The 16089-nt window shown below is 54.2% G+C and carries 14 protein-coding genes; 3 read left to right on the plus strand and 11 right to left on the minus strand.

Annotation, left to right across the window (positions count from 1 at the left end):
• Positions 1–123 precede the first annotated feature (123 nt).
• Genes aaeB through aaeX form a run of 3 tightly spaced genes read right to left on the minus strand, consistent with a single transcriptional unit; the run spans position 124 to position 3300 of the window.
• Positions 124–2112, minus strand: a complete 1989-nt coding sequence (gene aaeB / locus MYB54_RS20160; protein WP_205605332.1) for a p-hydroxybenzoic acid efflux pump subunit AaeB — start codon at positions 2110–2112, stop codon at positions 124–126.
• 11 nt (positions 2113–2123) lie between these two features.
• Positions 2124–3089 carry a p-hydroxybenzoic acid efflux pump subunit AaeA gene (gene aaeA, locus MYB54_RS20165; protein WP_180773994.1) on the minus strand — a complete coding sequence of 322 codons (966 nt, stop codon included), beginning with the start codon at positions 3087–3089 and terminating at the stop codon, positions 2124–2126.
• A 7-nt stretch (positions 3090–3096) separates the two neighbouring features.
• A complete protein-coding gene (aaeX, locus tag MYB54_RS20170) occupies positions 3097–3300 on the minus strand; it encodes a p-hydroxybenzoic acid efflux pump operon protein AaeX (protein WP_005975424.1) in 204 nt (67 codons plus the stop codon).
• A 334-nt stretch (positions 3301–3634) separates the two neighbouring features.
• On the opposite strand from aaeX, the gene aaeR reads away from it, so the two are divergent.
• From aaeR to MYB54_RS20185, 3 genes are all read left to right on the plus strand, one after another.
• A complete protein-coding gene (gene aaeR, locus MYB54_RS20175; RefSeq protein ID WP_039462621.1) occupies positions 3635–4570 on the plus strand; it encodes an HTH-type transcriptional activator AaeR in 936 nt (311 codons plus the stop codon).
• Positions 4571–4721: 151 nt separating this feature from the next.
• On the plus strand, positions 4722–5018 hold the full coding sequence (locus MYB54_RS20180; RefSeq protein ID WP_072010305.1) for a hypothetical protein: 297 nt from the start codon (positions 4722–4724) through the stop codon (positions 5016–5018).
• Positions 5019–5027: 9 nt separating this feature from the next.
• Positions 5028–5621 (plus strand): hypothetical protein, encoded by a 594-nt coding sequence (locus MYB54_RS20185; protein ID WP_039462618.1) that lies wholly within the window; start codon positions 5028–5030, stop codon positions 5619–5621.
• Between the two features lie 85 nt (positions 5622–5706).
• Here MYB54_RS20185 and tldD read toward each other — a convergent pair whose 3' ends face one another.
• The 8 genes from tldD to MYB54_RS20225 form a co-directional block, all read right to left on the minus strand.
• A complete protein-coding gene (gene tldD, locus MYB54_RS20190) occupies positions 5707–7152 on the minus strand; it encodes a metalloprotease TldD (RefSeq protein WP_014913843.1) in 1446 nt (481 codons plus the stop codon).
• Positions 7153–7208: 56 nt separating this feature from the next.
• Positions 7209–11039, minus strand: coding sequence for an AsmA2 domain-containing protein YhdP (gene yhdP / locus MYB54_RS20195; RefSeq protein WP_248721277.1), 3831 nt, complete (start codon positions 11037–11039; stop codon positions 7209–7211).
• A 41-nt stretch (positions 11040–11080) separates the two neighbouring features.
• A complete protein-coding gene (gene rng, locus MYB54_RS20200) occupies positions 11081–12550 on the minus strand; it encodes a ribonuclease G (RefSeq protein WP_010300332.1) in 1470 nt (489 codons plus the stop codon).
• On the minus strand, positions 12540–13133 hold the full coding sequence (locus MYB54_RS20205; RefSeq protein WP_039510003.1) for a Maf family protein: 594 nt from the start codon (positions 13131–13133) through the stop codon (positions 12540–12542). The genes rng and MYB54_RS20205 overlap by 11 nt, the downstream gene beginning before the upstream one ends.
• A gap of 8 nt (positions 13134–13141) precedes the next feature.
• Entirely contained in the window at positions 13142–13630 is a 489-nt protein-coding gene (gene mreD, locus MYB54_RS20210) for a rod shape-determining protein MreD (RefSeq protein WP_012772977.1), read from the minus strand.
• Positions 13627–14610, minus strand: a complete 984-nt coding sequence (gene mreC, locus MYB54_RS20215) for a rod shape-determining protein MreC (RefSeq protein WP_014913839.1) — start codon at positions 14608–14610, stop codon at positions 13627–13629. Before mreC ends, mreD begins: the two co-directional genes overlap by 4 nt.
• Positions 14611–14783: 173 nt before the next feature.
• Positions 14784–15827 (minus strand): rod shape-determining protein MreB, encoded by a 1044-nt coding sequence (gene mreB / locus MYB54_RS20220; protein WP_010300322.1) that lies wholly within the window; start codon positions 15825–15827, stop codon positions 14784–14786.
• Positions 15820–15978: a hypothetical protein gene (locus tag MYB54_RS20225; RefSeq protein WP_155121814.1), complete on the minus strand. Its 159-nt coding sequence runs from the start codon at positions 15976–15978 to the stop codon at positions 15820–15822. The genes mreB and MYB54_RS20225 overlap by 8 nt, the downstream gene beginning before the upstream one ends.
• Between the last annotated feature and the right edge of the window lie 111 nt (positions 15979–16089).

A 16089-nucleotide genomic window follows, 5' to 3' on the forward strand; every position in this document is an offset into this window, starting at 1 on the left:
AATGGTCATATTCCATGACGTTATGAGGGAAGCTATAGATAATTCAGTATAGAAGTGATGGGCGAGAGCTGCGGTACTCTCGGATTAATCGTCAGAGTTACCGCTCCACCTCGCCCACTAAGATTAGTTGCTCAGCGCATGCTGATAAGCACGCAGGATCCCGGTCAATCGTCCCACCGGCGCTGTCACGCTCGGGGGAAGCTGCTGTTCTGTCAGCATCTGCTGATAGCGTTCAAGTTCATCCAACAGCTGCGTGAAATAGCGGCTGCGCGTGCTATCGCGTCGGGCCAAAATCACCTGCTCCGCCGTTGCACGAATCTGGCGATGGAAGGCAGACAGCACCGCGTTTTGCGGAATATCCAGCGTTCTCAGACGCTGGTGCATGATGATCAGCCACAGTGCGAGGCGATACTTGGCAATATCGTCAGGGAAGCGGTTCAACAGCAGGAACAGCTGCTGATACAGCGCAGGCAGGTGGTTTTCTTTGCGACGCGCCGTGTTGGTCGTTAGCGCCGAGACCGCGCCATACACAAAGCGGTTCAGCAGCGTTCTCCCCGTGTGTGCCTTGGTGTTATCCCGGATCAACAGGATCACCATCAACGCCAGAAAACAGCCGATGATCTGGCCGATCGCGCTATCCAGAAACTGACTGACGTTGAACGTCATCGGGTTATCTAACACCAGAATATTGATCGTACTGGCCAATGCACCCAGTGAGCCGAGTCGACGTTTTTGCACTTCAAGGCCGAGGAAGAAGGCCATTGCTCCCAGACTCAGGCATAGCAGCAGCATACTTTGCTGCGTTGACGGCATGATAAACATGAACATCAACGCCCCCAGCGGCAGCGCGTAGATCGTCCCGAAAAGAAAATCCTTCGCCATCATCTGCGGGTTCGGCAACCGCATGGCAAGCGACGTCACCACCGCAATCATCACCATACACACGCTGCCGGAAGTCCAGCCCGTGCTCAGCCAGAACAGACAGCCCAGCGCCGTCGCCACGCCAGTGCGTAAACCATTAATCATGGCGTGATGAGTTTCAGCTGATGGCACTTTAATTTCCACTTCGCTGTTCAGCACATCGGCTTCAATCGTATTGATACGTCCGTTGGTCTGCACGCCCTTCGCCAGCAGCAGGTAGCGCGTCGCCGCTCCGACCCAACTGATCAGCATCGGCGGCACGTCACGACTGTCCGCCGCAATCAGTTGGCGCAACGCTTTCACACGGCAATGCACATCGCGAAACGACTCAACAGGCTGATCCAACACCAGTTTCAGGCTGCTTTTTACGGGAGTCGGGGTGTCCTGCAAAATCAGATAGGTTTCACACGCCTGTGTAATCATCGTGAGCGATTGCGTATGCAGCGACGTTAAGCGGCGATTGCTATTCTGCCAGCGCGAGGACTCCAACATCAGGCTGCTGTGCATGCCGTTTAGCGCGGTTGTTTTGCGTACCAGTGCGTGCCATGCCGCATCTATCGCATCTTTCTCCGCCCCGCTCATGCAGAGTTGCAGTAACCGATACTGATCCACCAATAGTTCGCCGATACTGCGGTCAACATCCTGCTTGATCGAGCGTGGCGAGAACAGCAAATCCGCCAGAATCGCACAGACGATGCCCAACACAATTTCGCTACAGCGTTCCACGGCAAACTGCGGCGTCAGCAGCGGTGTCCCCTGCGTCGACACAATAATAATCAACGCGGTATAGCCCGCCAGCCCGAACACATAGGCGTTTTCGACTTTAACCAGCGAGGAAACCCAGGTACAGAGGCCAGCCCAAATACAGCACAGCATCAACATCACAACCGGTGCGCGAACGGTGGCAATAATGATGACAAGTGCGCCGATACAGCCTATAAAGGTGCCGACGACACGCAGCATGCCACGATGGCGAATCGCGCCGGAAAATGGCTCGCCGCCCGCAGCAAACGCCGGGCCAGCAGCGACAATCGCCGCCGTCAGCACCGACCAGCGCGGCGTTTCCAACTGGAGGTGGAAGCCCAAAAACAGGGACAGCACGATCGCGAAGCTCAGCTTGAAAGCAAAGCGCAAGCGTGCAAACTGTGGCGTCGTAAAGAACATAGAGCCTGTTAGCGACGGAGTTTTCATCATCGCCTCACTTAGCCGAACTCACGCAGACGATACAGGAGACGGATGAGCGGCGAAGGCGTTTTATCATTGTTGACCTGCTCACCGGTGATCACCACGGTGGCCGTGGTGCCAGCCGGGTAGAGGTCGCCCATTTGGCTATCGAGGCGAATTTTTACCGGCACACGCTGCGCCAGGCGCACCCATTCCAGATTGGAATCCACGTTAGCCAGACCTTTACTGTTCGCGCTGTTACTGTTGTTATTCACCCCAGCCGCCACGCTATCAACCGTGCCATAAAATATCTTTTCGCTACCCAGCGGCGTAATTTCCACACGGTAGCCACGACGCACGCCTTCAAGCTTGGTCTCTTCCATGTACGCCAGCAGATAGAACGAATCCTTCTTCACCAGCGCTACCGCCGTGTTACCTCGTTCAATGAACTCACCGCTCTGCACATGCAGGTTGGTCACCCAGCCGTCGGCAGGGGCGCGTACCACGGTGCGTTCCAGCTCCAGTTGCGCCAGTGACAATACCGCCTGCGCTTTAGCAAGCTGGTGCGTGGCGGTTTCCAATGCATTACTGGACTGATCGATATTTTCCTGTGACATCGCACTGATGCCCAGTCGCGCCCGACGCCCTGATTCCCGACGTTTTTCCGTCACCAGCGCCTGATAGTAGGCAACATCGGCTTCCGCTTGCGCCACGGCCTGATGGTAGCGCGGCTGATCGATGACAAACAGCACGTCACCTTTGTTCACCAGCTGATTGTCCGTCACGCGAACATCGCTCAGTAACCCGCTGACGTCCGGCGCAATTGCCACGACATCCGCCGTAAATTTGGCATCACGCGTCCAGGGTGATTCGGTATAGAACGCCCAGACACGAAAAATGGCCACGATCGCACACAGTACAATCACCAACGTGATAACCACGCGGCTCAGTTTTTTGATCAGCACGGCCTGCTGTTTAAACAAGGGTAAAAAGAACGCTTTCACAGACACCTCACAGACCGTAACGGAACAGTAAATAAAACAGACAGCAGAACAGCGCGCTGTTAAACAGCGCAGGATGCCAGACGAAGTCATAGATCCCCGTCGGTTGCAGCAGGCGATTCACGACAAAAAACAGGGTCAGCGATACCAGCAAGACAAAAAATACGGGGGGAAATGACAGCCCGAACAGCACCATAACCGGGAGTGAACTCATCCTCTTTTCCTTTTTCTATTAGAGAGCGGCAACGAGCAGGTGCGCTACCGGGTGGTAAATTATGTCGTCTGGCGCGGCCTTTCAGCACCGACAACAGAGCCTCATCCCGCAGGCGAGTAGCCAACGGATGGGATAGCGTTAAACTGATGAATAGCGATGTCAGCAGAGGCTGACTAACGATGGGAAATCAGCGTATTACTCTAATTGGGTAAATAAACACAATCATTGAATGGCTCTGTTCTGCCCAGAACCACCGGATAGGCTATATTATGGATGCTTATTATCACCTTATCTACATAGCGTGATCTAAATCACTTTTAAGCCAGAGTGAATAATGGAAAGACTAAAGAGTATGTCGGTGTTTGCCCGCGTGGTGGAATTTGGTTCTTTTACCGCTGCTGCCCGTCAGTTACAGATGAGCGTATCCGCCGTCAGCCAGACCGTTACCAAGCTTGAAGATGAGCTACAGATTAAGCTGCTTAATCGCAGCACACGCAGCATTGGTTTGACGGAAGCAGGGAAAATCTATTACCACGGCTGTCGCCGCATGCTGCATGAGGCACATGAAGTCCATGAGCAGCTTTATGCCTTCAACAACACGCCGATCGGCACGCTGCGCATCGGCAGTTCTTCTACGATGGCGCAGAATGTGTTGTCCACCATGACTGCCGCTATGCTGAAGGAATATCCTGGTTTGTCCGTCAATCTGGTCACCGGAATTCCCGCTCCCGATCTGATTGCCGACGGGCTGGATATCGTTATCCGCGTCGGCGCGCTACAGGATTCCAGCCTGTTCTCGAAACGCTTAGGCTCGATGCCAATGGTGGTCTGCGCCGCAAAAAGCTATCTGGCACAGCACGGCACGCCGGATAAACCAGCAGATATGGTGAATTTTTCCTGGCTGGAATACAGCGTACGGCCCGACAGCGAATTCGAGCTGATCGCCCCGGAAGGCATTTCGACCCGCGTCACGCCACAAGGGCGCTTTGTCACTAACGACCCACAAACGCTGGTGCGTTGGCTTAAGACTGGCGCGGGTATCGCGTACGTGCCGCTCATGTGGGTCGTGGATGAAATTAACCGCGGTGAAATCGAGATTCTGTTTAACCGCTACCACTCCGACCCGCGCCCGGTCTACGCGCTCTACACCCGCAAAGACAACCTACCGCTGAAAGTACAAGTCTGCATTAACTACATGACGGAATACTTCAAAAACGTCGCCCTGACCTATCAGGGCTATCGGCAGAATCATAGCGAGGAAAAAAAGTAGGTTTTGCAAAGAGGAAAATGCGAGGCGTTTCCCTCTTTCATACAAAACACATCCCGATCCCACCATCCTTGCGTTATATCTCTTCCCTTCGTTCAGGAAAGTAAAATCACATGGATAACGTACGAATAAATTCGTACAATATAGGTGAGAGATGGGATTCAAGGATGCCAAAAAGCAGCTTATTGTCTGTTTGCAGTCAGGTAATGTGCTGCATGAAGCCAGAGGGAACATCAGCACGAAGAATTTGCTGGCAACCGGACAAACATCAATAACAGAACTCATTGATATTATTTATCAATCTGCCGGGCCATCTTACTCCTCTTCACCCCATCATTTTGCAGCGCATATTGATGTTCATATCATCCGTTGCCGCCATCGGGGAATACCGTGGTATATCAAATGGTATTTTACCGAGCCGGATTGTGTCTTTATTAGCGTCCACCATTGAGGCGATGACATGAAAATTTTCAAAGTCGGCGATACACAAGCCACTCTCTGTAACACATGCCAGTCACTTGAAACTGCGACGTTTCAGCTTAGAGACGTCCCGTTCAGCGATAATAGCGGCGTGGTGAGGCAGGTTTTGGTTGGCGTTTGCGAACGCTGCGGAAATGTTGCCATCATCCCCCATCAGTCGACCCCCATGATTAAGAAAGCGCTGGATGTGCAGCGTAAAGCGCTGGAAAGTCGAGTGCCCGCGCACATGATAGACATCCTGAATCTGGCAAGTTGCGAATTAGGTGGGGAGCCCGATTTTATTCCCACGCTGATGAAATATTATCTGCACACGCTGGCAGCTGACCACGCAGCGGCAAAAGATATCCCGCGTTTTCTACAAAGTGATTTGGCAAAAGGAAAATCCGAGAAACGTCTTTCGCTTAAAGGCAGGCATGTCGCGACAGACATTGATGTACTCAAAACCGCGACAAATATCTCCAGCACCACAGATCTGTTAAAAGGCATTGTTCTCAAGATTAAGGAAGACGTTTTGGTACAGCGGGATGAAATACACATCAAGCAGCTCAAATCAATTATTGCCGCGGTGTCCTGATTGTGTGTTCCGCTACATAGCAACCCCTGAAAAAAACCGCGCTAATAAAGCGCGGTCTTAAAGGGAACTCAGGATTCAGAGCAAATTACGCAGTGCCGCCGACGGTCAGGCTTTCCAGCTTCAGCGTAGGCTGGCCAACGCCGACAGGCAGACTTTGCCCTTCTTTGCCGCATACGCCGACGCCTTTATCCAGCGCCAGATCGTTGCCGACCATTGAGATCTGCTGCATCGCTTCAATGCCGGAGCCAATCAGCGTGGCACCTTTGACTGGCGTGGTGATGCGACCTTTTTCGATCAGGTAGGCTTCGGAGGTCGAGAAGACGAACTTGCCAGAGGTAATATCGACCTGACCGCCGCCAAAGTTTGGCGCATACAGGCCGTATTCGACGCTGGAGATAATCTCTTCCGGCGTGGATTTCCCGGCCAGCATATAGGTGTTCGTCATACGCGGCATCGGCAGATGCGCATAAGATTCGCGGCGCCCATTGCCCGTTGGCGCAACGCCCATCAGACGCGCATTCAGCTTGTCCTGCATGTAGCCTTTCAGAATACCGTTTTCGATCAGGACATTGTATTGCCCCGGAACACCTTCATCATCCATCGAGAGCGAACCACGACGTCCGGTCAGCGTGCCGTCGTCCACCACCGTACACAGCTCTGACGCAACGAGTTTCCCCATCTGTCCGCTGAATACTGACGTGCCGCGACGGTTAAAATCACCTTCCAACCCATGACCAACCGCTTCATGCAGCAATACGCCCGGCCAGCCGGCACCCAACACCACAGGCATTGGCCCGGCAGGAGCAGCCACCGCCGACAGGTTAACCAGCGCCATACGAACGGCTTCTTTCGCCCAGGCATCAACACGTGCTTCGCCGTCAGCCACTTCCCAGAAATAGTCATAGCCGCCACGCATGCCGCCGCCGCTGGAACCGCGTTCGCGTTTGCCTTCAGCTTCGACCAACACGCTGATCGACAGACGAACCAGCGGGCGCACATCCGCCGCCAATGTACCGTCCGTCGCTGCCACCAGCACCAGCTCATACACGCCGGTCAAGCTAGCTGACACTTCCTGTACGCGCGCATCTGCGGCACGTGCAACCGTGTCAGCACGCTGCAACAGCGCAATTTTGTCCTCACGCGTCAGGCTATCCAGTGGGTTCAACGTTGGATAAAGCGCATGATGCGATACCGCTCCCAACGTGTGCGCAGTCCCTGTGCCTTGTTCCCGCACAATGCTGCGTGCAGCCTGCGCGCTCTGATGTAATGCGTTCAGCGTGATCTGATCAGCATAAGCAAACCCGGTCTTTTCACCGTCAATCGCACGGATACCCACGCCCTGATCGATATTGTAAGAACCGTCTTTAATGATGCGATCTTCCAGTACCCAGGACTCATGGTAGCTGGACTGGAAATAGAGATCGGCATAGTCCAGTCGACGCTCATTAAGCGACCCCAGCACAGCAGAAAGATCGTCAAGATTCAATTTATTGGCGGTGAGTAACTGCTCACTGACAAACGAAAGGCTCATAGTTTTTCACTCTTTATCAGATAATCGGCTGAGTACGCTGCGCTGCCCCAACGGCATTATTCGCCTTTCTTCTTGTTCGGCTCACGCAACACTTCCTGAATCTTTGGCTGATCGAGGCTACCGGAAATCTGGTAGCGAATCAGCGAAATCTTGTTCCATAGCGGTGCCAGCACTTTACTGGCAGCAAACACCGCGGCCCCGACAACCGGGTTAACGGCAAATGCGGTCGCCACCCCCACCGTCGCGGAAATTTCCGGGGCGATAACCGCTTCCATATTGACCTGTCGCTTAGCGAGATCGAGATCGCCTTTTATCGCGATATCGGCCTCCAGACCGTCGACCAACATATCATCAGTATGCAACACGCCGTCTTTAATCCATGCCGTGTTGCGAATCGAGTCGAAGTAAAATCCGCGACCAAACGTATCGCTAAAATCGAATCGCAGCTTACGCATCAGCGCATCGAAGCTCAATAGACGTAGCAGTTGACCCGCCTGACCCGCGCCCACTTCGGCAATTTCACCTTTACCAATACGCGTGTGCAATATTCCGCTCAGGCTGGCAATATCCGGCGCCCAAGGCGTACCGCGCCAGTACAGATCGTAGTCCACATCGAAAGAACCGGCTTTCAGCGGTGAATCAACGCCAAACCAGTTAGCGTTCTGCTCCAGGCTATCCCCCGTCAGACGGCCTTTTAGCGCCGTCCGCACGCCTTCCGCATTTTCCTGCCAGGAACCGTTTACCGTCAGACGCGCCTTGCCCGTATCAATCATACCGTCTGCCAGCGTTAATTTTTCCTTTTCTGTCAGCAGCGTTCCCTGAATACGTCCCATATTCTGCCCGATAATCCAGCACTGGCGACAGTTAACCGCCAGCGACGGCCAGTCTTCAAAGCTGATACTCGGGTCGTTTAGCGGTGATTTTTTCTCTGCTAATGCCACCGGATTGGTCGCTTCATTCCCTTTCCACTGAGGATTGTAGTAGAGATAATTGATGTCGCTGCGCCACATGCCACGATTGGGTATCTCAACCGTTCCGTCAATTTCACGCCCTTTTGCCTGCACTTCGCTGCCAGCAAGCGTATTTTTGCGCGTGATTTCCAGATCGTGCCACTGTTGCCCCAGCAGCTGTAGCTCAGGCGTCCGCAGCGTCACCGCTTCAGGAAAACGGAAAGCGCTCTGCGCTTTTTTCCCTTCCGCCGATGTCGAGGCACGCAACGAAGGCAGGAGTCCCAGCCAGCTTTCAGCATCCAGCGGCGGAAGATCGAGCACCAGCGAAGAATCGTCTGGCAATGCAGGCGCCACCGCTGCCCCGTTCTGCCAGCTTGCCCGCGCCAGCGTCACGGTATCGCCTTTCAGCAGCCATTGGCTATTGAAGTGGTTATCCTTGCCCAGCCGTCCCTGCATCGCGAAACCATTCAGGTCACCGCTGGCTTTTACCTCCAGCGGCAGGCTCTCGCCAGCGGGTTTACTTAGCGGGTTAGGTAAGTGACTACTTACTTTATTGAGATCAGCCAGTACATCAACATCATAGGTTGTTTTACCGGAATGCGGCAGGTTGACGGCCACCGTACTCTTCCAGCCAACCGTGCCGGACAGGGCTTTGCTGGCCGATGCTGGTAAACCGGGCAAGAGCGCAGGCTGCCAGTCGCCCTGCAAGCCAACATTCACCAGAAAAGCCTTCGCTTGCTCTTCCGTCGTGAAATTGACCGCCATCGGCTGATTCATCCAGTTCGCCTGAAGCGTGTCACTGCGTAAGTTGCCGTTTTCATAGCGAAACTTACCGGTGAGGTTCTTAATCGTGGTATCCAGCGGCTTGATGTAGAGGCTGTTATTGTTCAGCGCGATATCACCGCTGGCGCGAACATCATCACCAGCAAGCGGAATATCCAGATGCAGTGTGCCTTTCACCGGCCCGCCAATTTTCAGCTCATCCAGCGCCGCACCCAGCGAGGATTTCAGCGGCGTCTGATTAAAATAGTTCCCTACTTCCGGCCCCGGACCATCCAGTTCACCATCGACGAGCAGCATCTCTTTTTCATAATCGGGAATGACCGCGCTAATGTTTTTGCCTTCCACCTTGCCCAGCCAGGTTTGCGGTGCAAACATCCACAGGCCGTTGTTGGCAAAGTCCAGATTGATATCCAGCGGCGTCAGCGCAGGCCAGCCCGGCTGAAATTCGAAGGTGGCATCTTTAACCGGCACCCAGACTTCAAACTGGCCTTCGTTGTGCGTATACGGGAAATGCTGCGGGTTACCAGCAAAGATCAGCGTGGCGTTATCGACACGGCCGCCTTTCAGCGCACCGCTCAGATAGTCCACCAGCTCGGTGCCCATAAACAGTTCAGGGTAATAGCGCCAGGCATCCGCCGCATCGGTCAGCCGAATACCCGCCAGAATATCCAGCTTCGGCTCCTGCTTAGCGGGCTGTTCATAGCGGAAATCGCCGTTAGCCCATAGCGATTTCGCCTGCACGTCTAGTCCATGACTCCAGAGCGCCAGACCCTGTGCATCATTACGCCAGTCAATCGTGCCGCTGGCCTGTTTAATTTCCAGCGGCGCACGGAACATATCCACATAGGGCAGCGTGCTCTGTTTTAATTCGACGCTGACCTGACCACGCTCGGCGCTACCGCGCGCAGAACCAGAGAAATGATCGACCCCCGGCAGTAATTTCCACTGCTTCCAGCTCACATCCTGCCAGTTGGCCTGAAAGCGGGTTCGCTCCGGCTGTTGCAGAGGGATATCGACAGCAACGGTATTCAGTGTGCCCGTCGGTTGCAGTTCATCCCAGCGCGCTTTCAATTCTGGCGTCGTCCCGGACAGCAGTGGGAGCAGCGTACTGACCCGCTCCAGCGCCAGATTGCTGGCTCGAACGCGCAGCGCTTCCTGCCGATCGGGCCCTAACATGTGTTCATTCTTTGGCAGCCAGAGAGCTGAGAGCTGACCTTTCGGCCAGACGACGCCATCCGTTGCCAGATTCAACTCAGGCACATCGACCTGCCAGCCATTTTCCTGACGGCTGACGTGCAGCGTCATGTCATCTACATTCAGGCGATGCGCATCGCTGCCTTCACCCCAGTTGGCCGTTCCGTGATTGAGGAACACATCACCACTGTGGATGTCGCCGTCACGGACGTTCAACCAGGCTGCCAGACTAAAATCGGCACTTTCCAGTCCGGTCGTGTTTTTCATCCAGCGGCTGAGCCAGGGCTTCATATCGATATTGTCAGCCTGCAGGTAGAACGTACCGTTGCTGAGCAGCCCCTGATCGTCGTGCAAGTCCATACGCATCTGCACGACGCCGTGCTGACCATTAAAACTCGACAGGCTGATCAAGCCTTCTGCCCGGTGGCGCTTCTCGGAATTCAGCCAGGTCAGTTGCGGGATGCTCAGCTCCGCGCGGGAACCGGAAGGGGTAAGAAAGGTAATGTGGCTGTCACGCAGGTCAAAGTGGTCAAACTGGCGCAGGAAAAGATCGCTGACCTTCCCTGACTCCATCAGTTTGCTATCCTGCTGCTGCCCGGTAAATTGGCTATTAATATCCAGTTTTAATTGGTGAAACGTGAGATCGCGAAACTGCCAGCGCCCGTGCAGCAGCGACTGCCACACATCCAGCGCCAGCGTAATACGGTCAACCTGCCAGTCCGATTCCGGCAGGGACGTGCGAAGCTTTTCAATTTCCAGCGTGGGGCCAAAGGACTCCCAGCGCCCCGTCATCGAGCCGATTTCTAACGGAATACCGGCAGCAGACTGCGCCCAGGCCACCAGCTGTGGCCGGAAGTGATCGAGCTGTGGCAGCACCAGTCTTAAGCCGCTGACTAACAGCGCTACCATCACGACAAGAGTGGCACCCGTGATGATGAGTATTCCGGGCAGTCGCCTCACTAATTTCTCCTTCTTTCGTCGCCGACGACGAGCGCACGAATTTACATCATGACGACGTCAAACTGCTCCTGGCTATACAGGGGTTCGATTTGTACTTTGACCTGTTTGCCGACGAAAATCTCAACCTCAGCTAACGCGTGCGACTCTTCACTTCTCAGCGCTTCCCCGACTGCCGGTGAGGCATAGACCAGGAAACGATCGGTGTCATAAGCGTGGTGGACACGCACGATTTCACGCATGATTTCATAGCAGACGCTTTCTACCGTCTTCACCGTGCCACGACCATGACACGTCGGGCATTCATGACACAGCACGTGCTCGATACTCTCACGCGTGCGCTTACGCGTCATCTCCACTAATCCTAGTTGAGAGAAGCCGCTAATACTGGTTTTGACCCGATCTTTACTCAGCGCCTGCTCCAGAGAATGCAGCACCCGCCGACGGTGATCCTCATTATTCATATCGATGAAGTCGATAATGATGATGCCGCCGAGGTTACGCAAACGCAGCTGTCGTGCAATCGCCTGCGTCGCTTCCGTGTTGGTATTGAAAATGGTTTCATCCAGGTTGCGGTGGCCAACGAATGCCCCCGTGTTGATGTCGACAGTCGTCATCGCTTCGGTCTGATCGATGATCAAATAGCCACCGGATTTCAGTTCAACCTTTCTGTCCAGCGAACGCTGAATCTCATTTTCCACATCAAACAGGTCAAAAATCGGCTGTTTACCCGCATAGTGTTCAAGTTTGCGGGTCATCTCCGGGATGTATTCGGCGGTAAATTCCAGCAGCGCTTCATACGTCAGTCGGGAGTCAATGCGAATGCGATCCAACGCGGCACCCGCAAAGTCACGCAAAATTCGCTGGGCGAGCGCCACTTCACCATAGAGCTTACATTTGGTCTGGTTGCGCTTTTTGCGCTCCATCACCTTGCCCCACAGACGCTTCAGGAACGCCGCATCCTGCGAGAGCTCTTCTTCACCGACGCCTTCCGCCGCGGTACGAATGATGAAACCACCGTCATCATCGCAATACTCAGCGACCGTTTTCTTTAAGCGCTCGCGTTCCGCTTCGCTCTCAATCCGCTGTGACACGCCAACGTGCGATGCACCGGGCATAAACACCAGATAGCGCGATGGCAGCGTGATATCCGTCGTCAGACGTGCGCCTTTGGTTCCCAGCGGGTCTTTGACCACCTGCACCATGAGATCCTGCCCCTGACGCACCAGTTCGGCGATATCACGGACGTGAAAATTCTTCTGTTCGTCACCGGCAACGCATTCGGTGTGCGGCATGATATCGGATGCGTGCAGGAATGCCGCTTTATCCAGACCGATATCCACAAACGCCGCCTGCATGCCCGGCAGGACGCGACTCACGCGGCCTTTATAAATGTTGCCGACAATGCCGCGCTTCGCATCACGCTCAATATGAATTTCTTGCAGAATGCCGCCATCGATATAGGCAACGCGCGTTTCTGACGGTGTAACGTTTACCAGTAACTCAGCAGTCATGTTTTCCTCTTGCACTCCGCAACGCAGCAAAATTACTGAATAGCTCATGGGTTTCTACCAGCGGCAGCCCAACCACCGCGTAATAGCTCCCGTTAAGCGACCGGACAAAGCATCCACCTTTGCCCTGAATACCGTAAGCCCCGGCTTTATCCATCGGTTCGCCGCTGGCGATATACCGTTCGATATCCTGCTGCGAGAGCGGACGGAAAACGACATCGGTTACCACCAGACAGCTCAATACATCGTCTTTATCTGCCAGCGCGACGGCTGTCATCACCTGATGCGGTTTCCCGGACAGCTGACTCAGCATCTCTGCCGCATGGGCTTCATTCTGTGGTTTTTCCAATACCTGGCCGTTCAGTACCACAATGGTGTCGGCACCCAGAACCGGCAAATCAGACGGAGCCGCCACGACACCCGCAGCCGCTTTCTCATGCGCCAGACGCCGGACATAAACTTCCGCCGCCTCCTCCGGTAACCGCTGTTCTTCCACCGCGACATTCAGTACAGAAAAAGGAATATCGAGCTGCGTGAGCAGTTCGCGACGGCGAGGAGAAGCGGAGGCCAGATAAAGCTGAGTCATGAATCACCTTATTGCACAGTAAACTGACGACGAATTTTACGCATCAGCAGGAACAGCCACGGCCAGAGTACGCCATCAACGACGCTATTCCAGAATGTTTCCGGTCGGAAAGAGACATTAATAACTAAAAATTCTGCCCAGAATACCGTGAGGTCCATCAGCAGCGACAACAACATGACGATTAACGCCTGCTGCCATAGCGCCATATTTCGGAATAGCTGGAATTTAAAGGCGACCAGATAAGCAATAATGCTCAGCGCCAGCGCCCGTACTCCCAGTGTAGACCCAAGAATCAGGTCCATAATCAGACCTAATATAAATCCTGTGCCGACATTCACCCGATGTGGCAATGCCATCACCCAGTAAATGAGAAACAGCGTCAGCCAGGAGGGGCGAAACATATAGATTTCATCCGGCCACGGCATAATCTGCAAAACCATGGCGATCAGAAAAGAAAGCCAGATAATCCAGTTGCCATGCCTGCGATAACGGTTCATTGGCGGCCTCTTTGCGGCTCGGCGGTGGGCGCAGCGGTATCAGGAGGAAGCGGCGGTCCCATGTCGTCAGGCGACGGTAAAACCTGCGGCATCATCTGCATCAGACGCTCATTGGCAACCCGATGGACTTCCGCTGGCGGCAGCGCCGTATTGGAGTTGTTTTCCACGCCCCACAGTAAGAGCAGATAGCGCAGACGTTGTAGCCCTGCGGTCGGACGTGCCTGAATAATCGTATAGGCTCGCTGTGTATCGGCCTTGACCGATGACACAACACCAACGGGATACCCTTCGGGGAAACGACCGCCCAGACCCGATGTGACCAGCACGTCACCCACTCGGATGTCGGTATTGTTAGGCAAGTGTTCGAGTTGCAGATCGTCGGCGCAGCCATTGCCGGCGGCAATCACGCGGATATCATTGCGTAGCACCTGAATCGGCAACGCGTGGGAAACATCACAAATCAACAAAACCCGGCTGGTAAACTGACCAACCGCCACAACCTGACCCACCACGCCTTTATCGCTGATGACCGGTTGCCCTTCATACACGCCGTTCGCCTGACCTTTATCAATCACCACCTGATCGCTATAGGGGTCGGTTCCGGCGGACATCACCTGCGTTACCATTTTCTGCTCATCCTGACGCAGTGGCGAGCCGAGCAGTTCACGTAAGCGCGCATTTTCCTGCTTGAACTGGCCTAGCAGCAGCAGGTCACTGTTTTTCATCAACAGTTCCTGACGCAGCGCGGTATTTTCAAGGCTTAATTGCTCACGGGTTGCCAGTGAGGCAGACATATTGTCCAGAACCTGACGGGGCCCATTCGCCAGAAAATAGAATGGACTGACGGTGGTGTCCATGTATGTTCTGATTTTGACGAACGAACCGAGCCGACTGTCCGCAACGATCACGACAATCGCGGTAACGACAGCAAGAAAAAGTCGTAATTGCAGGGAAGGCCCCCTGCTAAAAAGCGGCTTCATAAAATTTGCGTATTCCTCGACAGCAACCTCAAATCGCACCTGGCGATTTTTAACGTCACAAAGCGGTGCCCCGTAGGGCGAATTTCATTGCTCAGGCAAATAAAAAAGGGGTAACCACGAAAGATGAAAAACGCAGGCGTTCATCCATCCGGTCCCCCCTTTTCCAGACAGGATTACTCCTCGCTGAACAAATCGCCACCGTGCATGTCGATCATTTCCAGCGCCTTGCCACCGCCACGGGCGACACAGGTCAGCGGATCTTCAGCCACCACAACCGGAATACCGGTTTCTTCCATCAGCAAACGATCCAGGTTACGCAGCAGCGCGCCGCCGCCGGTTAACACCATACCGCGCTCGGAAATGTCGGAGGCCAGTTCCGGTGGACACTGTTCCAACGCCGCCATGACCGCGCTGACGATACCCGTCAACGGCTCTTGCAGCGCTTCCAGAATTTCGTTGGAGTTCAGCGTGAACCCACGCGGTACACCTTCAGCAAGGTTACGCCCGCGCACTTCAATCTCAAGCACTTCATCGCCCGGATAAGCGGAGCCGATTTCATGCTTGATACGTTCTGCCGTCGCTTCACCAATCAGTGAACCGTAGTTACGGCGAACGTAGTTGATGATCGCTTCATCAAAGCGGTCACCACCAATACGTACAGAAGAGGAGTACACCACGCCGTTCAGCGAGATCACCGCGACTTCCGTGGTACCACCACCGATATCCACCACCATGGAACCGGTCGCTTCGGATACTGGCATGCCAGCACCAATCGCAGCCGCCATCGGTTCTTCAATCAGGAACACTTCACGGGCACCGGCACCCAGCGCGGATTCGCGAATGGCACGACGCTCAACCTGCGTTGCCCCGACCGGAACACATACCAGCACGCGCGGGCTCGGACGCATAAAGCTGTCGCTATGCACTTGCTTGATGAAGTGCTGCAACATTTTTTCTGTGACCTGGAAATCGGCAATCACACCGTCTTTCATCGGGCGAATCGCCACGATATTCCCAGGCGTTCTGCCCAGCATCTGCTTAGCGTCATGGCCGACTGCCGCCACGCTTTTTTGAGAACCGGCACGATCCTGACGAATCGCAACCACAGAGGGTTCATTCAGTATGATGCCCTGCCCTTTAACATAAATCAGGGTATTGGCGGTACCCAGGTCGATGGACAAGTCGTTGGAAAACATGCCACGAAATTTCTTAAACATAACTAAAGGATAATCCTGCAAGCTGGGGGCGAAAAATAAATCCGCCTACTTTACCAACCACACGAAGCAGCGACAAGGCACGAAAAGGCTCTGCTTCGGTGAAAAATAAGTCTGAGTTGCGCACGTCGGCGTCAGGGAGAAGGCACAACATGCTTTCTCCTCAGGCGGCAAGGCATCTTACCACTGTCCACCCGACAGAATTGCGCTAACACAGGACATAAAATCTAACATTTAATCGGATTGCCGCTAACGTAAGCACACA

The sequence above is a fragment of the Pectobacterium nicotianae genome, assembly GCF_023272715.1.
Classification (GTDB): Bacteria; Pseudomonadota; Gammaproteobacteria; order Enterobacterales; family Enterobacteriaceae; genus Pectobacterium; species Pectobacterium brasiliense.